The following is a 19,442-nucleotide window of genomic DNA, read 5'->3' as shown; positions in this document are numbered from 1 at the left end:
GCTACGAGGTGTTCTGCGAGCCCAAAAACGTCGCCGTTTCGCTGGGTAGCCACCACATCCCCCACTGGGGAGTTTGAAATGGACCGTCGTCTTGTTCTGCAAGCCCTGGGCGCCACGTTGCTGCCCGGCCTGGCTCAGGCCCAGTCACCGGCCTGGCCCGCACGCCCGCTGAAGCTGATCGTGCCGTTTCCGCCCGGGGGCACCACCGATCTGGTGGCGCGCCTGGTGGCCACGCAGATGGCCGTCACGCTGGGCCAGCCGGTGGTGGTGGACAACAAGCCCGGGGCGGGCACGGTGATCGGCGTGGACGCCGGGGCCAAGGCGGCGCCCGACGGGCTGACCCTGACCTGCGTGGCCAACAGCTTCTGCGTCAACCAGACCCTGGTGAAGAACCTGCCCTACGACGGCCTGCGCGACCTGCGCCCGGTGGGCTTGATGGGCCTGTCGGAGCATGTGCTGGCCTGCCACCCGGACAGCGGCATCCGCTCCATCGCCGACCTGCGTGCCGCCGCGCGCAAGCCGGGCGCACGGCTCAGCTACGCCTCGTTCGGCAGCGGTACCTCGGCCCATCTGGCCGGCGAGATGCTGCGTGAACAGATGGGCATCGAGCTGACCCACATCCCCTACAAGGGTCAGGCCCCGGCCCTGAACGATTTGTTGGGCGGCCAGGTGACGCTGATGTTCGGCAACTGGCCCGAGTTCAGGGCCCATGTGCAGACCGGCAAACTGGTGGCCGTGGGCATGGCCACGGCACAGCGCTCAACCTATGCGCCCGACATCCCCACCCTGGCCGAGCAAGGCGTGGCAGTCGAATCCAACTCGTGGAACGGCCTGCTGGTGCCCACGACCACGCCCGATGCGGTGGTGGCCCGGCTCAATGCCGCGCTGCGCCAGGCCCTGGAGACGGCGGCCGTGCGCGAGGCCTTTGCCAAGGGCAGCATCCGCTCGCTGGCGGGCACGCCCGAGCAGTTTGGCCAATTCATCCGCAGCGAAGTGGCCCGCTATGCGCAGGTGATCCGCAGCGCCCACATCAGCGCCGAGAGCTGACCCCACCCACCGACCGCACACTCAGGAGACCGCCATGGGCAAACTCGCACTGGCCGCCAAGATCACCCACGTGCCCTCGCTGTACCTGAGCGAGCTGCCGGGCCCGCGCCACGGCACGCGGCAAGACGCCATCGACGGCCACCATGAGATCGGCCGACGTTGCCGTGAACTGGGCGTGGACACCCTGGTGGTGTTCGACACCCACTGGCTGGTCAACGCCAACTACCACATCAACTGTGGCCCGCATTTCAAGGGCGTCTATACCAGCAACGAGCTGCCGCATTTCATCAGCAACCTGCCGTTTGAATGCCCGGGCAACCCCGAGCTGGGCCGGCTGATGGCGCGCACCTGCAATGAGCTGGGCGTGGAAACCCTGGCCCACGACGCCACCACGCTGAACCCCGAGTACGGCACCCTGGTGCCGCTGCGCTACATGAACCCCGACCAACACTTCAAGGTGGTGTCGGTGTCGGCGCTGTGCACGGGCCACTACCTGAACGACAGCGCCCGCCTGGGCTGGGCCCTGCGCCGTGCGGTGGAGGCGCACTACGACGGCACGGTGGCCTTTCTGGCCAGCGGCTCGCTGAGCCACCGCTTTGCCCAGAACGGCCTGGCGCCCCAGTTCGCCTTCAAGGTCTGGAGCCCCTTCCTGGAGATGATGGACCACGAGGTGATCGCGCTGTGGCAGCGCGGCGACTGGCCCGCCTTCTGCGAGATGCTGCCCGAGTACGCCACCAAGGGCCATGGCGAAGGCTTCATGCACGACACCGCCATGCTGCTGGGCGCGCTGGGCTGGTCGGCCTATGAGGGCCAGGCCGAGGTCATCACCCCCTACTTCGGTGCCTCGGGCACGGGCCAGATCAATGCCGTGTTCCCCATCACGCCGCAGGACGGCCATGCCATTCCCGCGGCCCAGGCCTCGGCCGCCAGCGGCTACCAGGCCTTTCCGCGCCTGTGACCCCTTTCTGACATTTTTCATTGCATTGACATGCCCCACCTCGTCATCCTCTACACCCCCAACATCGAGCCCGAGACCGACCTCAGCGCCCTGTGCCGCAGCCTGGCCGACACCATGCTGGCCCACCGCGACGAGGCCGGCAAAGCCGTGTTCCCGCCGGGTGGCACCCGGGTGCTGGCCTTCCCGGCCGCGCACCATGCGGTGTCCGATGGCGGGGCGGCCGGCCGGGCCGCCGGTGGCAGCGGCGACTACGCCTTTGTCTACCTGAACCTGCGCATGGGCGCGGGCCGCGCACCCGCCGTGGTCCAGGCCGTGGGCGAGACCCTGCTGGGCGTGGTCAAACAGCACTTTGGCCCTCTGCTGGCGCAGCGCCACATCGGCATCACCCTGCAGGTGGACGAGGGTGCGCCCTCGTTTGATGGCAAGTACAGCAACCTGCACCACTTGTTCAACAAGGCAGTCTGACCCCACCCTCCCCCTGAAAGCGAGACCCCGCATGTTCACCCCCGAGCAGATCGCCACCCTGGCCACCGAGCTGGACCAGGCCGAGAAAAGCCGCCAGCAGGTCGAGCATTTCTCCAAGCGCTACCCCGACATGCGCATCGAAGACGGCTATGCCATCTCGCGCGAATGGGTGCGCCAGAAGATCGCCGCAGGCCGCACCGTGTGTGGCCACAAGATCGGCCTGACCTCGCGCGCCATGCAGCTCTCGAGCCAGATCACCGAACCCGACTACGGCACCCTGCTGGACGACATGTTCTTTGCCGAGGGCAGCGACATCCCCTTCGAGCGCTTCATTGCCCCCCGGGTGGAGGTGGAACTGGCCTTCATCCTCGGCAAGCCGCTGCGCGGCCCCGGCGTCACCCTGTACGACGTGCTCGCCGCCACCGACTGGGTGGTGCCCGCCATCGAGATCATCGACGCCCGCATCGAGCAGTTCGACCGCCACACCAAGGCACCGCGCAAGGTGTTTGACACCATTGCCGACAACGCGGCCAATGCCGGCATCGTGCTGGGGGGGCGCCCGGTGCGCCCCGACGCGGTGGACCTGCGCTGGGTGAGCGCCCTGCTGTTCAAGAACGGCGTGATTGAGGAATCGGGCGTGGCCGCCGCGGTGCTGAACCACCCGGCCCAGGGTGTCGCCTGGCTGGCCAACAAGCTGGCCCCCTGGGGCGAAAGCCTGCAGGCCGGCGAGGTGGTGCTGGGCGGCTCGTTCACCCGGCCCACGCCGGCCCTGCCGGGCGACACCTTCCATGCCGATTACGGCCCCCTGGGTTCCATCGCTTTCAGATTCGTCTGATGCAGGTCGCCATGGACACCGCCCCCCGCCCCGTCTGCCTGATCACCGGCGCCGCCACCGGCATCGGCGCGGCCTGTGCACGCGAGTTCTCGCGCCAGGGCTGGGATGTGGGCCTGGCCTACTTCGAGCCCACGGCCGCCGAGGCGCGGGCCGTGGCCCGCGAGTGCGAGGCCCTGGGCGCACGGGTGCTGGCCCTGGCGCTGGATGTGCGCGACGACGCACAGTGCCGGGCCGTGGCGGCGCAGATGCAGTTGCATTTCGGCGGCCTGCAAGCACTGGTCAATTCCGCCGGTGTCACCCGCTTCGTGCCCCATGCCGATCTTGAGTCGCTGGATGGCCCTGATTTTCAGCGGCTCAACGAGGTGAACCTGATCGGCCCCTGGCAGATGACTCGCGCCTGCCGCAATGCGCTGGCTGCTTCGGGCCAGGGGGCCGTGGTCAACATCTCGTCGGTGGGCGGCGTGCTGGGGCGGGGCTCTTCACTGGCCTATGCTGCGACCAAAGGGGCACTCAACACCCTCACGCTGGGCCTGGCCCGGGCATTGGCCCCGGCGATCCGCGTCAATGCGATCGCCCCGGGCTTTGTGGCTGGCGGCCTGCCCAGCCGGGTGCTGGGCGAGGCCGAGCACGCCGATGTGCTGCAGCGCCAGCGCCAGGCCTCGGTGCTGCAACGCGTGTCGCAGCCCGAGGAGGTGGCAGCCCTGGCCTGGTTCGTGGCCGCGCGGGCGCCGGGCATGACGGGCGAGGTGCTGCTGATGGACAACGGTTTGCACCTGAATGCCGGGTGATTCAAATCAAAAAGGTTATGAAGCAGAACCAAACACTGCAGGTAAACACGGGTGGCGATACCGCTCAACGGCTGGAAAAATCCGCTCTCAGACATTGACGCCAATGGGGCGTCCGTGCTGAGCCAGACATTCCGGAGACTGACATGAGCCACTTCGACACCCTGCACCCGAACCGCCGCCAATGGCTGCAAAGCACCGGCGCCGGCGCCTTGCTGGCCGCCCTGGGCCAGTCTGCGCTGGCCCAGACCAACGCCTTCGAATCAATGAAGATCATCACCGGCTTTGCGGCGGGTGGCACCTCGGACACCCTGTGCCGGCGGGTGGCCGACAAGCTGCCCGGCACGGGCTACACCAAGACGGCCTATGTCGAGAACAAGACGGGCGCGGGCGGGCAGATCGCGATCCAGTTCGTCAAGTCGCAAAACCCCGACGGCCAGACCCTGCTGCAGACCCCGATGTCGATGCTGGGCATCTACCCGCACATCTACAAGAAGCTGGCCTACGACCCGGTGGCCGACCTGAGCCCGGTGTCGCTGGCCTGCGTGTTTGACTTTGGCTTTGCCGTGGGCCCCTCGGTGCCGGCCAGCGTGAAGACCGTGCCCGAGTTCCTGGCCTGGTGCAAGGCCAACCCCAAAGAGGCCAACTTCGGTTCACCGGCCGCCGGCTCGGTGCCGCACTTCGTGGGTTCGCTGCTGGGCCACCACGCAGGCATCGACCTCAAGCACATCGCCTTCCGCGGCACCCAGCCCGCCATTCTCGACATGATCGGCGGCCAGTTGCCCGCGGTGTCGGGCCCGCTGGGCGAGTTCTCGCAGCACGTGGCAGCGGGCAAGTGCCGCCTGCTGGCCTCCACCGGCGCACAGCGCAGCAAGTTCACGCCCAACACCCAGACCATGGCCGAACAAGGCCTGAAGGACATGGTGTTTGGCGAGTGGTTCGGCTTCTACCTGCCAGCCAAGGCCCCGCGTGAACTGGTGCAGCGCCTGAACACCGCACTGCGCGCCGCCCTGGCCACGCCCGAGGTGGTGGACGGCCTGGGCGCCATGGGACTGGAGGCCAAGTCCTCCACCCCCGCCGAGCTGGCCGCCCTGTTGAAAACCGACTTCGAACGCTGGGGTCCGCTGGTGAAAACCATCGGCTTCAGTGCCGACGCCTAGAGCGTCCCACCGCGCCCCCGACTGGGGGCCCCTTGAGGAAACTGACCATGACCCTGCCCCTCCAGCCCCAACGACTGCCGCCGCCAGCCCCACCCGCGGGCATGCACCCGGATGAGTGGGCCCAACGCCAACAGTTGGCGGCCTGCTACCGGGTATTCGCGCTGCTGGGCTGGACGGAGATGATCTACAACCACATCACGCTGCGCCTGCCCGACAGCGTGAGCGGGGGCGAGAAGCAGTTCCTGATCAACCCTTTCGGCCTGCACTACAGCGAGGTCACGGCCAGCAACCTGGTCAAGATCGACCTGCAGGGCCGGGTGCTCGACGGCTCAACCTACCCCGTCAACCCGGCGGGCTTCGTGGTGCACGGCGCCATCCACGAAGGGCTGGCCGAGGCCCACTGCGTGATGCACACCCACACCACCGCCGGCGTGGCCGTGGCCTGCCTGCAAGGCGGGCTGCAGCAGACCAACTTCTACACTGCGCAGCTGCACCACATGGTCGGCTACCACGACTTCGAGGGCATCACCGTGCATGCCGAAGAAGGCCCGCGCCTGGTCAACAACATCCGCGGCAAGCCCGCGGTGATTTTGCGCAACCACGGGCTGCTGGCCTATGGCCAGACCCTGCCCCAGACCTTTGCCATCCTGTGGACGCTGCAGCGCGCCTGCGAGATCCAGCTGGCCACCCTGTCCATGGGGCCGGCCATCCCGGTGACCGAAGAGGCCGCCATCAAGAGCAGCCGCGATGCCCTGCAGTTCAGCCCCAGCCACGGCGCCGGCCAGGACGTGTTCGACGCCCTGGTGCGCCAGGTGGAACGCCTGGACCGCAGCTACCAGCACTGAAGCCGGCCGCGCGCCACAATCACAGCCTCGCTCATCTTTTGCCCCCTCGGGGGCCCTGGACATCTCATGAAAGCATGCATTTACGGTGCCGGTGCCATCGGCGGCTGGATCGGTGCCGGCCTGGCCGACGCAGGGGCCACCCTCAGCGTGGTGGCCCGTGGTGCCACCTTGCAGGCCCTGCAAACGCATGGCCTGCGCCTTGAACAAGGCGGCCAGCAACGGCACTGGCCGGTGCAAGCCAGTGCCAACCCGGCCGAACTGGGCGTGCAGGATCTGGTGGTGATCGCGGTGAAGGCTCCGGCCCTGGTCGAGGTGGCGCGCCAGATCGCCCCCCTGATTGGCCCCGACACGGTGGTGCTGACGGCCATGAACGGGGTGCCCTGGTGGTTTCTGCAGGGCTTTGGCGGTGGGCTGGCCGGCACGCGGCTGCAGTCGGTCGACCCCACGGGCGAGATCACGGCCGCGATCCCGGGCACTCAGGTGATCGGCTGCGTGGTGCACGCCAGTTGCTCGCTGAATGGCCCAGGCCAGGTGAAGCACCATTTCGGCAACGGCCTGATCATCGGCGAGCCTGCCGGCGGCAGCAGCCCGCGGCTGGAAGCCCTGCTGGCCCTGCTGCTGAAGGCCGGCTTCCAGGCCAGCGCCTCGGCCCAGATCCAGCGTGACGTCTGGTACAAGCTCTGGGGCAACATGACGGTCAACCCGGTGAGTGCGCTGACCGGCGCCACCACCGACTTGATCCTGGGTGACCCGCAGGTGCGTGACTTCATCTCTGCCGTGATGCGCGAGGCCAAGGCCATCGGCGAGCACATCGGCATCCCGATCGACCAGCAGCCTGAAGACCGGCACCAGGTCACGCTCAAGCTCGGCGCCTTCAAGACCTCGATGCTGCAGGATGTGGAGGCGCGGCGCAGCGTTGAGCTCGACGCCCTGGTGGGCGCGGTGCGCGAACTGGGCCAGTTGGCCGGCGTGGCCACCCCCTTCACCGACGCCCTGCTGGGCCTGGCCCGGCTGCAGGCGCAAACCCTGGGGCTGTACCCGCGATGAGCCGCCGCCCCGTTTTCACGCCCGTCCTGTACGGCCTGTACGGCCTGTACGGCCTGCTGGCCGCGGGCCTGCTGAGCGCCCTGCCCGCCCAGGCGGTGGACGAGAACGCCGGCAACAAAGCCCCGGTCAAGGTGGTGGCGCCCGACACCTTGAGCGTGAGCGGCCAAGCCGGCCAGGGCGCGCTGCGCCTGTACGCGTCGCGTGATCTGCAGGACATGGCCGCGCTGGCCGATGTCGAACGCGCGGTGCTGGTGTTCCATGGCCGGCTGCGCGATGCCAACGTTTACTGGGCCTCGGCACGCAAGGCCGCCCAGGCTGCCGGCCCCGCCGCGGCCCACAGCCTGCTGCTGGTGCCGCAGTTTCTGGCCGATCGCGACGTGGCAGCCCATGCCCTGCCGAGCGACACCTTGCGCTGGAGCCTGGAAGGCTGGATGGGGGGCGAAACCGCCACCGCGCCCGCCGCCCTCAGTTCCTTCGAAGCCATCGACGCCCTGCTGGCCCTGCTGGCCGACCGGAAGCGCTTTCCCAAACTCAGCCAGGTGGTGGTGGCCGGGCATTCAGGCGGCGCCCAGGTGGTGCAGCGCTACGCGGTGGTGGGCCAGGGCGAAGGCCGCCTGCCTGGCGTGGCCGTGCGCTATGTGGTGGCCAACCCCTCGTCCTACCTGTACTTTCACCCCGAACGACCGGTGCCGGCCGTGGCCGCGGCCTGCCCCGGGGTGAACCAATGGAAATACGGCTGGGCTGAGGCGCCAGGCTACGCCAGCCAGCTCAGCCCCGGCGCCTACGAGGCCCGCTACCTGCAACGCGACGTGATCTACCTGCTGGGCAGCGCCGACACCAACCCACAGCACCCGGCCCTGGACAAGAGCTGTGCCGCCGAGGCCCAGGGCCCCTACCGCTACGCCCGCGGCCATGCCTATGTGGACGACCTGCGCCAGCGCCACCCCGGGCTGGCCCAGCGCCAGTTTGACGTGCCCGGCGTGGGACACGACGGCGACGCCATGCTGGGCTCGGCCTGCGGCCAGGCCGCGCTGTTTGATGCGCCCGAGGCCTGGGCACGCTGCAAGGCGCCCTGAGTCCGATCAAGCCTGGCCAACTCCCGGCTTGAAACCGGGACGCTTCTGTGCTTCACTTCCTGAGGACGTGCGCCTCGGCTGGCGCACGCCCCAGCCATGGCCTCGATCGGATCGTCCACCTCTGCTGCTGCCGTCCCCCCACTGCCGGCCGCCACCAGCCGCGGCAAGGCAGCGGCGCGCACCGAGCTGAGCCCCGAGCAGCAGCGCCAAGTGGCCGCCCTGAAGGCCACCGACCTGCGCGTGCGCAACCATGAACAAGCCCACATCTCGGCCGGGCAGGGGGTGGTCACCAGCGGCGCCCAGTACACCTACACCACCGGCCCCGACGGCGTGCGCTACGCGGTGGCGGGCGAGGTGGGCATCGACACCTCGCGCGAGCAGAAGCCCGAGGCCAACATCGACAAAGGCCAGCGCATCCAGTCAGCCGCCCTGGCCCCGGCCGACCCCAGCCCGCAGGACCGCCGCGTGGCCGCCGTGGGCGCCGAATTGGTGGCCGACGGCCAGAGCGAGCTCAATGCTCAGCGCCACCAGCAGGCCACAGAACGCACCAGCCCACAGGCCCGGCAAGGCACGGCCGCCTACCGCTCGGTAAACTCCGGTTCGGACACCGACACCCGCCTCAGCCTGTTCGCCTGAACCGCCCATCGGCCGGCCGACGTGCCCAACCCCTGCATCCTTCACCGGAGTTTTCATGTCCCGTCTGCAGCTTTATTTCGCCCCAGGCACCTGCGCCCTGGCCGTCCACATCGCCCTGACCGAAGCCCAGGCCGGTCACGAGCTGGTTCGCGTCAACTTTGCCGAAGCCCAGCAACGCACGCCCGAGTACCTGGCCGTCAACCCCAAGGGGCGCGTGCCCGCCCTGGTCACCGAACAGGGCGTGCTGACCGAAACCCCCGCTTTGCTGCTGTACGTGGCCCAGCGCTTTCCCGAGGCCGGCCTGGCCCCGCTGGACAACCCCTTCCTGCTGGCCCGCATGCAGGAGGTGAACAGCTACCTGTGCTCGACCGTGCACATCAACCACGCCCACCGGCCGCGCGCCTCGCGTTGGGCCGACGAGCCCGAAGCCATTGCGGCCATGCAGCGCAAGGTGGCGGCCAACATGACCGAGAACTTCCAGCTGATCGAAAAGCACTACCTGCAAGGCCCCTGGGTGCTGGGCGACACCTACTCGGTGGCCGATGCCTACCTGTACACCATCTCCACCTGGCTGGCCAGCGACGGTGTTGACGTGGCGCAGTTCCCCCAGGTGGTGGCCCACCGCGAACGCCTGCTGCAGCGCCCGGGCGTGCAACAGGCCCTGGCCTCGGGCGCTTGATGGGCCCCAAGCAGCGGGGTCCTCTGCAGGCGGCCCACACGATGCAACCCGGGCGCTGCGAGGTGGCTGGCCATGCTTGAGGTCCCTGAGCCGGCCTCGGTCAACCGCTGGCTGCTGCTGGGCACGGCCATCGTGGCCGAGGTGATCGGCACCAGCTTCATGAAGTCGTCCGAGGGCTTCACCCGCCTGGGGCCTTCGCTGGCCGTGGTGCTGGGCTACGGCCTGGCCTTCTACCTGCTCTCGCTCACGCTCAAGGTGATGCCGGTGGGTGTGGCCTATGCAGTGTGGTCAGGCGTGGGCATCGCACTCATCACCGTGATCGCCTGGGCCGTACATGGCCAGCAGTTGAACGGCCCCAGCCTGCTCGGCCTGGGCCTGATCATGGCCGGTGTGGTCGTGCTGCAGCTTTACGCAGACTGAATCCGGTCGTCCACCGCAAAACTGACCCGGGGCGCTACTGCGCACATCAGTTCGTAACCCACGGTGCCGGCGGCGTGGGCCACCTCGTCGATGGGCAGCACGGCGCCCTTGGACGAACGGCCCCACAGCGTGACCTCGCTGCCGAAGCCGAAGGGCACGCCGGCCTGTTCCAGCGGCGTGAGGTCGAGCATCAGCATGTCCATGCTGACACGGCCCACCAGGCGGGTGCGCACGCCATTCACCAGAATGGGGGTGCCGGTGTCGGCATGGCGTGGGTAGCCGTCGGCGTAACCGCAGGCGGCGATGCCCACGCGCATGGGCACCTCGGCCTGGAAGCGCGAGCCATAGCCCACGGTGGCGCCCGGCGCCAGCGTCTGCACGGCCAGCAGGCGGGTGTTCAGGCTCATGGTGGGCTGCAAGCCCCAGTGGGCGGCGCTGTGCTCCGGAAAATCAGGCGCGCTGCCATACAGCACGATGCCGGGGCGCGCCCAGTCACTTTTGACGCGGGGCTGCACACTGTGGCGCAACGTGGCCGCACTGTTGGCCAGGCTGCGTTCACCGGGCAGGTCGGCGGTGGCCGCCAGGAAGGCCTCTTCCTGGTGGGCGATGCCGCGCGGGCCATCGGCGTCACTGAAGTGGGTCATCAGCGAAATCTCGTCCACCTGGGGCAAGGCATTGAGCCGGGTCCAGGCCGAACGGTAGCGCTCGGGGGTAAAGCCCAGGCGGTTCATGCCGGAGTTCATCTTCAGGAACACCCGGTGCGGCACCTGGGTCTTGTGAGCGGCCAGCATGTCGATCTGCTCGTCGCAGTGCACCGCATGCCACAGATCCAGGCGCGAGCACAGCTCCAGGTCGCGCGATTCAAACACCCCTTCCAGCAACAGAATGGGGCCACGCCAGCCCAGCCGGCGCACGCGCTCGGCTTCGGCGAGGTCCAGCAGGGCAAAGCCGTCGGCACCCCGCAGACCTTCGAAGGCCCGCTCGATGCCATGGCCGTAGGCATTGGCCTTGACCACCGCCCAGACCCGTGCGTCGGGCACGGAACGACGCACCTGCGCCAGATTTTGCTGCAGCGCAGCAGTATGAACGGTGGCCTGGATGGGACGCGGCATGACGGGAAGCTGAAGTCGAAGTAAGGGGATTTTGGCATTTCAGCCCGGGGGGCGCGTGATATAACCGTTTGCCTTTTTGAGGCCTCGTTCAACATTACAAAAGTATCAGTTTTGCTGATGCACGAATCAGCCACTCCATGAAGCGCGGTTTCTACACCATCATGTCGGCGCAGTTTTTCAGCTCGCTGGCCGACAACGCCATATTCGTGGCCGCGGTTGAACTGCTCAAAAGCGAAGGCGCCCCCGAGTGGCAGCGCGCGGCCCTGGTGCCCATGTTCGCCCTGTTCTACGTGATCCTGGCGCCCTTTGTGGGGGCCTTTGCCGACGCCCAGCCCAAGGGCAAGGTGATGTTCATCAGCAATGCGATCAAGGTGCTGGGCTGTCTGCTGATGCTGTTCGGCACCCACCCCCTGATGGCCTACGCCGTGATCGGCCTGGGCGCGGCGGCCTACTCGCCGGCCAAGTACGGGATCCTCACCGAACTGCTGCCGGCCTCGCAACTGGTCAAGGCCAATGGCTGGATCGAGGGGCTGACCATCGCCTCCATCATCCTGGGCGTGCTGGTGGGGGGGCAACTGGTGGGGCATTCGGTGTCGGGCCTGTTGCTGTCGTTTGACTTCCCGGTGTTCGATACCGGGGTCGATACCCCGCCCGAGGCCGCCATCTTCGTGCTGATCTTTGTCTACGCACTGGCCGCCTGGTTCAACACCCGCATCCCGCACACCGGCGTCACCATGCGCTCCTTGCGCCAGAACCCCGAGCAGAGCGTGCTGCGCAATGCCCTGAACCTGGTGCCCGATTTCTGGACCTGCAACTCGCGCCTGTGGCACGACCGGTTGGGCCAGATCTCGCTCTCCACCACCACCTTGTTCTGGGGCGTCAGTGGCAACCTGCGCTACATCGTGCTGGCCTGGAGTGCGGCCGCACTGGGCTACAGCACCACCCAGGCCTCGTCCCTGGTCGGGGTGGTGGCCATCGGCACGGCCGTGGGTGCCGTGGTGGCCTCGATGCGCATGCGCCTGGAGCACGCCACCCGCGTCATGCCCCTGGGGATTGCCATGGGCGTGCTGGTGGTGCTGATGAATTACATCGACAACGTCTGGCTGGCCGCGCCCTTCCTGATCCTGCTGGGGGGCCTGGGTGGCTTCCTGGTGGTGCCAATGAACGCGCTGCTGCAACACCGTGGGCACAACCTGATGGGCGCAGGCCGCTCGATTGCGGTGCAGAACTTCAACGAACAGGCCTGCATCCTGGCCCTGGGCGCTTTCTACAGCCTGTCCACCAAGTTCGGCCTGTCGGCTTTCGGCGCGATCACGGCCTTCGGCCTGGTGGTGGCGGTGGCCATGTGGCTGATCAAGCGCTGGCACCAGCACAACTGCGTGCAGCACGCCGACGAGCTCAAGGCGCTGATCACGCTGGCGCGCAACGACCAAGGGCATTGAGGTTTCGATCCAGGAGGGCGCTCACCTGGGTGCTCACCTGAGTGGTCACCTGAGTGGTCACCTGGCCGGTGTATAACCCGCCTCAGCGCCTCAACAGCGGGAGCCCCCCCATGCCCAAGAACGCCGCCTTCACCCTGAAGCTGGAGCCCGCACTGCGTGACGCCTTCCTGGCGGCAGCCCAGGCGCACGGTCAGCCGGCCGAGCAGATCCTGCAAGACCTGGTCCGCGGTTTTGTGCAGCGCCAGCATCAGGCACACGACTACGCCACGTTTCTGCACGACAAGGTTGCCACTGCGCGTGAGCAGGTGCGCGCGGGCCGGTACCACGCGGCGGGCGAGGTAGACGCCCGGTTTGCAGCCCGGCACCCGGCCTTGCTGGCCCAGGCGGGGCGGGCTGTCACATGAGGGTCTTCTGGGCCTCGGCCGCCGAGCAGGACCGCAGCGACATCTTCGACTACACCCGCCAGGGCAACCCGCTGGCCGCCATCCAGATGGACCACCTCTTCGCCGAATGGGCGGCTCGCCTGGCCGGGCACCCCTTGCTGGGCCAGGCCGGCCTGATCCCGGGTACGCGTGAACTGATTCCCCACGAAAACTACCGCCTCGTCTACGAGGTACAGAGTGACACGGTGTGGATTCTGGCCCTGGTGCAAACGGCCCGCACCTGGCCATGACCCAGCCCACCTCATGAACCGACCTGCCCTGCACAGCCCCCCGAATCACGCCTCACTGCAAGCCTTGCCCTGTGTGCTGGCCCTGATGTTCAACGCCTTCGTCTGGGGCGTGTCATGGTGGCCACTGCGCCAACTGGAGCAGGCCGGCCTGCACCCGCTGTGGGCCACCGCGCTGATCTACCTGCTGTCGCTGAGCGTCACCCTGCTGCTGCGCCCCGGGGCGCTGGGTGGCCTGCTGCGGCACCGCGGGCTGTGGCTGTTGTCGCTGGGCGCGGGCATGACCAATGTGTGCTTCAACTGGGCCGTGACGGTGGGCGATGTGGTGCGCGTGGTGCTGCTGTTCTACCTGATGCCCGTGTGGTCCACCCTGCTGGCGTGGTGGCTGCTGGGTGAGCGGCCGCGCCTGGTCTCGCTGCTGCGCATGGCCCTGGCCCTGGCCGGGGTGGCGGTGGTGCTGAAAGCGCCGGGCGTGGATTGGCCGGTGCCCGAGTCCATGGCCGATTGGCTGGCCCTGGGCGGCGGTGCCAGCTTCGCCTTGACCAATGTGTTGCTCAAGCGTTTCAGCAACGCCCCGGCCGAGTCCCGGGTGCTGGCCATGTTCGGCGGTGGCTCGGTGTTGTCGTGCGCCACGGCGGCGCTGGGGGTGGTCCAGGGCCACATCAGCCCCCTGCCTGCGGCCGCACCCGGCTGGCTGCTGCTGGCCGCCGGGCTGAGCCTGGCCTACCTGCTGGGCAATGTGGCTTTGCAATACGGCGCCTCGCGCCTGGCCGCCAGCACCACCTCGCTGGTGATGCTGTCGGAGGTGCTGTTTGCCAGCGCCTCCTCGGTGCTGCTGGGGGCGGCCGAGCTGCCGCTGCGGGTGTGGCTGGGGGGTGCACTGATCGTGGCCGCTGCCGCCTGGCAGGCGCTGGCACCCAGCACCCCCGGCGAAGGCGCCGCGCATTGATGGCGATACGGAATGTCGCACTTCTGACGGTGCGGCTGTTGGGCCCCCGCTAGCATGGCCCACCCCACCACCATCGATTGGATCCTTGCATGCCCAGCGTCTACGATTTCGAAGCCCAGCAGATCGACGGCCAGACCGTGCCCCTGAAGCAATTCGAGGGGCAGGTGCTGCTGATCGTGAACACCGCCAGCGCCTGTGGTTTCACGCCGCAGTTTGCGGGGCTGGAGGCGCTGAATCAGCGCTATGGCGGGCGCGGTCTGGTGGTGCTGGGCTTTCCATGCAACCAGTTCGGCCACCAGGACCCGGGCAGCGATGAGCAGATCGCCAGCTTCTGCCAGGTCAACTACGGCGTGAGCTTTCCGATGATGAGCAAGATCGAGGTGAACGGCCCCCACGCCCACGCCCTGTACCGCTGGCTCAGCGCCGAAGCCCCGGGTCTGCTGGGCAGCAAGATGATCAAGTGGAATTTCACCAAGTTCCTGGTGGGCCGGGATGGCCGGGTGATCCGTCGCTATGCGCCGCAGGATGCCCCGGCCAGGCTGGCCGGCGACATTGAGCAGGCGCTGGCCAGCTGATCTGGGGCCAGGTTCAGTGCCCCACAGGGCGCTGGAAGGCCCGCACGCCCATCATCACCCCGCCCATCAACAAGCCGATGCCGGTCCCGGTGAGCCAGCCAGGCCACTGGCCGCGGTGCAGGAAGCCGTAGGCCAGGGCGGACAGGGTTTCGAACACGATCAGTTGGCCCGTCAATGAGGTGGGCAGCAGCTTGCTGGCCCGGCTCCAGGCCAGGGTGCCAGCCCAGGAGGCGAACAGGCCCATGGCCAGCATCAGCCCCACAAAGAGGCCCGGCTGGGGCCCCAGGCCCATCCACCAGGTCTGCCCGGGCAGTCGGCCCTGCCACAGGCCCCAGGCCAGCCAGCCCAATGCCGCCAGTGGCAGCGTGGCCAGGCCTTGTGCGGTGGTCCAGGTGGTGGCCGACAGGCCCGGGTGCGCCTTGAGCCAGCGGGCATTGCGGATGGGGTACCAGGTCCAGGCGGCCACGGCCACCACAGTGAGGCCAGCGCCCAGCCCGTAGGCATGGCCTTCGCTACCGCCCAGGCGCGCCATCTCCGACTGGTTGACGCAGGCGATGCCCCCCACGATCAGGCCCAACGAGGGCATCAGCCGGGCCCAAGGCAAGGAGCGGTCATGCCAGTTGGCACACACCGCGATCACCACCGGCAGGGTACCGATCAGCACGCTGGCCAGGGGCACGCCGGCCGCCTGGATGCCCGCCGAAAGAAACAGGTAGTACAGGATGTTTCCCACCCACGCGAGCTTGAATGCCTCCACCCAGTCGGCGCGGCGCAGGGCCGCCAGGCGACTGCGGTCAGGCCAGGCCAGCAGCAAGGCCACCACGCCGAAGGCGATGTAGCGCCCAAAGGCCAGCGCCGCCGGCGGGTAATCGGGCAACAGGGCGGGGGCCACAAAGACCAGGCCCCACATGAGGCCGGCGGCCAGGGCATAGGCCACGCCTCGGATCAGATCGGCAGTTGCCATGGGGAAATCGGCTGTCTCAGCAAAAGGTCGAAGCGGCGCAGTGTGCCCCAGGCACGGGCGCCGGTCTTGTACCGGATTGCGCTGCGGCCTCTCAGGAACGCAAATCCAGCTGGCGTTGGTAGGCGCCCGGGGTGATGCCGTAAAGGCGACGCATCAGCCGGTTCAGGTGGGGCTGATCCACCAGCCCGACGCTGGCGGCCACCTCGGCCGGCGCCACGCCCTGGGCCAGCAAGGCCTTGGCCCGGGCCCCACGGCGCGCCTGCAGGTAGACCTGCGGGGTATGGCGGGTGCTCTGCTGGAAGCGGCGCAGAAAATGAAAGGGTGACAGCCCCGCCACCCCGGCGAGCTCGTCCAGGCGCAAGGTCTGGTGCAGGTGGGCTTCCAGGTAGTCCTGCACGCGGGCCAGCGTGAGCGCCGACAACCCGGCCTGGCGAGGCGGCATGCCGGCAGCGCGGCCATGGCGACGCACCAGCTCATCGACCAGCACGGCCAGCTGACTGTCAAACGCCAGCGGCTGCCCGACACAGGCCCACAGGACATCCAGGGCCTGGGTCACCCGCTGCCCCAGCACCGGGTCATCCACCGCGGCTTGGGCAAAACGCTGCACCGGCTGGCCGCTGAGCTCGGCCAGCACGGCCGGCTCCAGGTAGACCATGCGATAGCGCCAGCCCTGGGCGGTATCGGCGCGCCCGGTGTGCAGCTCGTCGTCATCCATCAGCACCAGGGAGCCTGGGCCGGCCACGTGCTCACTGCCGCGGTAGCGAAAGCGCTCCACACCCCACTCGACCGCCCCGATGCCAAAAGCGTCGTGGGCATGAGGCGCAAAGGCGTGGTCGACGATTTCGGCCCGGTACAGCTCCACCCCGGCCCGGTGCGGCACCCGCCGGTACAGGGCGCGATCGCGCGGCGAGTCAAAGGCCTGTGGCACGCCGCTGGGGCGCAACGGGGGCTCGGCGTCGGGCACAGGTGCGTTCAACAAGGCTCAGGACCGGCTGGGCTGGCGCCAGGCATGCCGCTGCAGCGATTCGAGGGTCACGAACTGCAGCGCGCTTTCATGGGTGGCCTCCAGCACCACAGGTGGGGCCACGCCAGCCTCCAGCGCCTCGCGCCAGCGCAGCGCACACAGGCACCAGCGGTCGCCCGGTTGCAACCCGGCAAAGCGGTATTCAGGTCTCGGGGTGCTGAGGTCATTGCCCACACTGAGCGAAAAGGCCAGGAAGTCGGCCGTCACACGGGCACAGACCAGGTGGCTGCCGGCGTCGTCGGCGTCGGTCTGGCAACAGCCGTCTCGGAAGTAGCCGGTCAGGGGGTCGTAAGAGCAGGCCATCAGCTCGGTGCCCAGCACGTTTTTCGCAGGAGACAAGGTGGTCATGGGGAAACTGCGCCAAGGCGCCGGATTGTTGGGGGCGTGTTCAAGGTCTCAGCCCCCAGTGTGCGACAAGCTGGTTTGCACTTTGTGAAATGTGAACAAAAACCCCGCCTGGTCCACGTGCATCAGGCGCGCTCGCGGCGCCCCTGGCCCACCTCGCGCAACAGGTCGGCCAGGGTCTTGCCGGCCTCATCGCGAAAACGATCCTCCAGGCACTCCAGCTGGGTCATGCGGTCCAGCCGAAAGCTGCGGAAGGCCTGCCGGCTTTCGCACCAGGCGGCCAGCGTCCAGACCTGTCCCCAGAAAAAACAGCCCAGCGGCCGCAGCGTGCGTTCGCTGTGCTCGCCCGACAGCGCGTGATAGCACAGCCGCACCTTGTGGCGCGACTGGGCCGCCTCGCGCAGGCGCTGCAGGTGCTGCTGAACCTGCGGGTCCTGCCCCAGGGTGGGGGCATAAACGGCCTGCGACTCGGCCGCCGCCCGCGCCCCTGCGGGCAGCACCGACAGGATCTTGCCCAGGGCCTGTTCGGCCTCGCGCGCCAGGGCCGGGTCGAACCAGGCCTGGGCCAGGCGCACGGCCGCCAGCAGAGCGCCGGCCTCGGCCTGGGTGAACATCAGGGGCGGCAGCTCGAAGCCAGCCCCCATGCGGTAGCCCACGCCAGCCTCGCCCTCGATGGGCACGCCCTGGTGCTGCAGGTCGGCCACATCGCGGTAGATGGTGCGCTCGGACACCTCCAGCCGCTCGGCCAGAAAGGCGGCCGTGCTGAGGCGACGACCGCGAATCAGCTGGACGATGTGAAACAAACGGTCGGCGCGGCGCATGGGCATTGGAACGGTTGGGTGGGGTCAGGTGGGCCGGCCCCGGATCGACGATGATGCCAGTTCATTCTTTGCCCGGAAGCCCGACGCCATGAAAACCGCCCTGATCGTGATTGATGTGCAACAAGCCCTGTGTGAGGGCGAAGGCGCCGTCTGGCAGGCCCCCGCGCTGATCGAACGCCTCAATGGCTTGACGACGCGGGCCCGGCAGGCCGGCGTGCCGGTGGTGTTTGTGCAGCATGAAAGCCCGGGCAGCCCCTTGGCGCACGGCTCGCGGGGCTGGCAGTTGGCCGACGGGCTGCAAGCCAGCACCCTGGACCTGCGGGTGCGCAAGACCACCCCGGACTCGTTCCTGAACACCGGGCTGAAGCTGCGCCTGGAGGCGCTGGGCATCCAGGCCCTGGTGCTGTGTGGCATGCACACCGAGTTCTGCGTGGACACCACGGCCCGGCGTGCGCTGGCCCTGGGCTACCCGGTGACGCTGCCGGCCGATGGCCATGGCTCGGCCGGCAATGCGGCCCTGAGCGCAGAGCAGGTGGTGGCGCACCACAACATCACCTTGAGCAACATCAGCAGTTTCGGGCCTCGGGTACAGATCGTGCCCTGTGCCGAGCTGAGTTTCGGGGCATGAGCCCCATCTCACGCCCGGCGACCCGCCTCAGGCCGGGCCAGCCACGCCCATGGCGTGGGCGATCAGCCCCATGTCGTGGGCACTGAGCTCGAACAGACCGAAGCGGAAGCGGGCGCCCCAGCGCTGGCGGTCTTCGACAAAGTCGAACCGGTCCAGCAGGGGGTGGATCGGTACCTCTCGGGCCACTGGCAGGTAATGCACGTCGCGCCGGAACGGCACGAAGCCACCGCCCATGTCGAAGGCATAGGGCTGGCCCGGCGCCACCCGGCCGATCGAGACCAGGCTTTGCAGCCGGTCGCTACCGCCCATGCGGGTGCTGGGCGAGTAATAGGCCACCCAGTCGCCGGGCTGCAGACGCGCCAGCGGGCCTCGCTTGCCGTGGCAGACCTGCATGAAGCCCTGCGGGGCGTGGTCGCGGCCGCGGCGGGCGTGCTCGGCGCAGGCCACGGCCATCCAGTGGCGCGGCGCACGGTCGGGCAACAAGGGGGCATCCGGGAACAGGGGCATGGCGTGCATGGCGTGCCCCGGCTCAGCGCTGAGTGCTGTGCAGGCCCACCAGGTTGCCCTCGGTATCGTGCACATGGGCAATGAAGCCGATGCCGTGGGGCAGTTCGATGCAGGTGTCCAACACCTGACCACCCGCCGCGCCAACGCGGGCCACGGCCGCCGCCAGCGAGGGGGTGCAGTCCAGGTAAGGGCGCACGCCCGCATCGGGGGCCACGCGGCGCCCGGGGCCGGCCACCAGGCAACCGCCCGGGGCCGGCTTGTCGTGGCAGAACACGGCCATGGGGCCGCCGCCAAAATCTTCGCGGTGCATGGGGCGGGCCAGCACGGCCTCATAAAAGACCTGGGCACGGTCCAGGTCGGCGCAGGGGATCTCGAACCAGGTGATCGCGTGGCGGGTGGAGGTGGCAGAAGAGGTGTTCATGGTCTTTTCCTTCAAGCAGGGTTGTGAAGGA

25 protein-coding genes are annotated in these 19,442 nt (G+C 68.5%); 18 read left to right on the top strand and 7 right to left on the bottom strand.

Translation table 11 applies throughout. From position 1 onward, the window contains the following. Positions 1–78: 78 nt before the first annotated feature. From AC07PT_RS04985 to AC07PT_RS04930, 12 genes are all read left to right on the top strand, one after another. Entirely contained in the window at positions 79–1,047 is a 969-nt protein-coding gene (locus AC07PT_RS04985; protein ID WP_494655959.1) for a tripartite tricarboxylate transporter substrate binding protein, read from the top strand. Between the two features lie 34 nt (positions 1,048–1,081). Next, the gene (gene hpaD, locus AC07PT_RS04980) at positions 1,082–2,005 is read left to right on the top strand and encodes a 3,4-dihydroxyphenylacetate 2,3-dioxygenase (protein ID WP_494655958.1); all 924 of its coding nucleotides are present in this window, start codon (positions 1,082–1,084) and stop codon (positions 2,003–2,005) included. A 30-nt stretch (positions 2,006–2,035) separates the two neighbouring features. Next, complete coding sequence (locus tag AC07PT_RS04975) at positions 2,036–2,470, top strand: 5-carboxymethyl-2-hydroxymuconate isomerase (RefSeq protein WP_494655957.1); 435 nt, start codon at positions 2,036–2,038, stop codon at positions 2,468–2,470. A 31-nt stretch (positions 2,471–2,501) separates the two neighbouring features. Beyond that, the gene (hpaH, locus tag AC07PT_RS04970; RefSeq protein WP_494655956.1) at positions 2,502–3,305 is read left to right on the top strand and encodes a 2-oxo-hept-4-ene-1,7-dioate hydratase; all 804 of its coding nucleotides are present in this window, start codon (positions 2,502–2,504) and stop codon (positions 3,303–3,305) included. 11 nt (positions 3,306–3,316) lie between these two features. Continuing rightward, positions 3,317–4,093 (top strand): SDR family NAD(P)-dependent oxidoreductase, encoded by a 777-nt coding sequence (locus AC07PT_RS04965; RefSeq protein WP_494655955.1) that lies wholly within the window; start codon positions 3,317–3,319, stop codon positions 4,091–4,093. A gap of 143 nt (positions 4,094–4,236) precedes the next feature. After that, on the top strand, positions 4,237–5,250 hold the full coding sequence (locus tag AC07PT_RS04960) for a Bug family tripartite tricarboxylate transporter substrate binding protein (protein WP_494655954.1): 1,014 nt from the start codon (positions 4,237–4,239) through the stop codon (positions 5,248–5,250). A 47-nt stretch (positions 5,251–5,297) separates the two neighbouring features. After that, positions 5,298–6,095, top strand: a complete 798-nt coding sequence (locus AC07PT_RS04955) for a class II aldolase/adducin family protein (RefSeq protein ID WP_492350534.1) — start codon at positions 5,298–5,300, stop codon at positions 6,093–6,095. 66 nt (positions 6,096–6,161) lie between these two features. Beyond that, positions 6,162–7,142: a 2-dehydropantoate 2-reductase gene (locus AC07PT_RS04950; RefSeq protein WP_494655953.1), complete on the top strand. Its 981-nt coding sequence runs from the start codon at positions 6,162–6,164 to the stop codon at positions 7,140–7,142. Then, positions 7,139–8,218 (top strand): alpha/beta hydrolase, encoded by a 1,080-nt coding sequence (locus tag AC07PT_RS04945; RefSeq protein ID WP_494655952.1) that lies wholly within the window; start codon positions 7,139–7,141, stop codon positions 8,216–8,218. The genes AC07PT_RS04950 and AC07PT_RS04945 overlap by 4 nt, the downstream gene beginning before the upstream one ends. Before the next feature lie 96 nt (positions 8,219–8,314). After that, positions 8,315–8,854 carry a putative metalloprotease CJM1_0395 family protein gene (locus AC07PT_RS04940; RefSeq protein WP_494655951.1) on the top strand — a complete coding sequence of 180 codons (540 nt, stop codon included), beginning with the start codon at positions 8,315–8,317 and terminating at the stop codon, positions 8,852–8,854. Positions 8,855–8,909: 55 nt separating this feature from the next. Further along, positions 8,910–9,533, top strand: coding sequence for a glutathione S-transferase family protein (locus tag AC07PT_RS04935; protein ID WP_492350538.1), 624 nt, complete (start codon positions 8,910–8,912; stop codon positions 9,531–9,533). A 72-nt stretch (positions 9,534–9,605) separates the two neighbouring features. Continuing rightward, positions 9,606–9,953 (top strand): DMT family transporter, encoded by a 348-nt coding sequence (locus AC07PT_RS04930; protein WP_494655950.1) that lies wholly within the window; start codon positions 9,606–9,608, stop codon positions 9,951–9,953. Here the strand turns inward: AC07PT_RS04930 and alr are convergent. Further along, positions 9,941–11,065, bottom strand: coding sequence for an alanine racemase (gene alr / locus AC07PT_RS04925; RefSeq protein WP_494655949.1), 1,125 nt, complete (start codon positions 11,063–11,065; stop codon positions 9,941–9,943). The genes AC07PT_RS04930 and alr overlap by 13 nt on opposite strands. A 137-nt stretch (positions 11,066–11,202) precedes the next feature. Between alr and lplT the strand changes: the two genes are divergently transcribed. The 5 genes from lplT (at position 11,203) to AC07PT_RS04900 (ending at position 14,701) form a co-directional block, all read left to right on the top strand. Then, positions 11,203–12,507 carry a lysophospholipid transporter LplT gene (lplT, locus tag AC07PT_RS04920; protein ID WP_492350546.1) on the top strand — a complete coding sequence of 435 codons (1,305 nt, stop codon included), beginning with the start codon at positions 11,203–11,205 and terminating at the stop codon, positions 12,505–12,507. Between the two features lie 110 nt (positions 12,508–12,617). After that, positions 12,618–12,911, top strand: coding sequence for a hypothetical protein (locus tag AC07PT_RS04915; RefSeq protein WP_494655948.1), 294 nt, complete (start codon positions 12,618–12,620; stop codon positions 12,909–12,911). Beyond that, a complete protein-coding gene (locus AC07PT_RS04910) occupies positions 12,908–13,180 on the top strand; it encodes a type II toxin-antitoxin system RelE/ParE family toxin (RefSeq protein ID WP_492350548.1) in 273 nt (90 codons plus the stop codon). Before AC07PT_RS04915 ends, AC07PT_RS04910 begins: the two co-directional genes overlap by 4 nt. A gap of 13 nt (positions 13,181–13,193) precedes the next feature. Continuing rightward, complete coding sequence (locus AC07PT_RS04905; protein WP_492350549.1) at positions 13,194–14,126, top strand: DMT family transporter; 933 nt, start codon at positions 13,194–13,196, stop codon at positions 14,124–14,126. A gap of 89 nt (positions 14,127–14,215) precedes the next feature. Continuing rightward, on the top strand, positions 14,216–14,701 hold the full coding sequence (locus tag AC07PT_RS04900; RefSeq protein ID WP_492350550.1) for a glutathione peroxidase: 486 nt from the start codon (positions 14,216–14,218) through the stop codon (positions 14,699–14,701). A gap of 13 nt (positions 14,702–14,714) precedes the next feature. Here AC07PT_RS04900 and AC07PT_RS04895 read toward each other — a convergent pair whose 3' ends face one another. The 4 genes from AC07PT_RS04895 to AC07PT_RS04880 all read right to left on the bottom strand — a co-directional run bounded on the left by AC07PT_RS04895 (position 14,715) and on the right by AC07PT_RS04880 (position 17,855). Beyond that, a complete protein-coding gene (locus AC07PT_RS04895) occupies positions 14,715–15,665 on the bottom strand; it encodes a DMT family transporter (protein WP_492350551.1) in 951 nt (316 codons plus the stop codon). Positions 15,666–15,756: 91 nt separating this feature from the next. Further along, positions 15,757–16,641 carry an AraC family transcriptional regulator gene (locus AC07PT_RS04890; RefSeq protein WP_494655946.1) on the bottom strand — a complete coding sequence of 295 codons (885 nt, stop codon included), beginning with the start codon at positions 16,639–16,641 and terminating at the stop codon, positions 15,757–15,759. A 6-nt stretch (positions 16,642–16,647) separates the two neighbouring features. Then, positions 16,648–17,037, bottom strand: coding sequence for a DUF2237 family protein (locus tag AC07PT_RS04885; protein WP_492350553.1), 390 nt, complete (start codon positions 17,035–17,037; stop codon positions 16,648–16,650). 122 nt (positions 17,038–17,159) lie between these two features. Then, positions 17,160–17,855: a helix-turn-helix transcriptional regulator gene (locus AC07PT_RS04880; RefSeq protein ID WP_492350554.1), complete on the bottom strand. Its 696-nt coding sequence runs from the start codon at positions 17,853–17,855 to the stop codon at positions 17,160–17,162. A gap of 88 nt (positions 17,856–17,943) precedes the next feature. Between AC07PT_RS04880 and AC07PT_RS04875 the strand changes: the two genes are divergently transcribed. Further along, positions 17,944–18,483: a cysteine hydrolase family protein gene (locus AC07PT_RS04875; RefSeq protein ID WP_494655945.1), complete on the top strand. Its 540-nt coding sequence runs from the start codon at positions 17,944–17,946 to the stop codon at positions 18,481–18,483. A 27-nt stretch (positions 18,484–18,510) separates the two neighbouring features. On the opposite strand, the gene AC07PT_RS04870 is transcribed toward AC07PT_RS04875, so the two are convergent. Beyond that, on the bottom strand, positions 18,511–18,999 hold the full coding sequence (locus tag AC07PT_RS04870) for an EVE domain-containing protein (RefSeq protein ID WP_494655944.1): 489 nt from the start codon (positions 18,997–18,999) through the stop codon (positions 18,511–18,513). 13 nt (positions 19,000–19,012) lie between these two features. Next, positions 19,013–19,411 carry a VOC family protein gene (locus AC07PT_RS04865; RefSeq protein ID WP_494655943.1) on the bottom strand — a complete coding sequence of 133 codons (399 nt, stop codon included), beginning with the start codon at positions 19,409–19,411 and terminating at the stop codon, positions 19,013–19,015. Positions 19,412–19,442: the final 31 nt, after the last annotated feature.

This window comes from Curvibacter sp. GW821-FHT09D12, from assembly GCF_059416245.1.
Note: the sequence above shows the minus strand (reverse complement) of the source record. Positions and strands in the feature narration are given on the sequence as shown.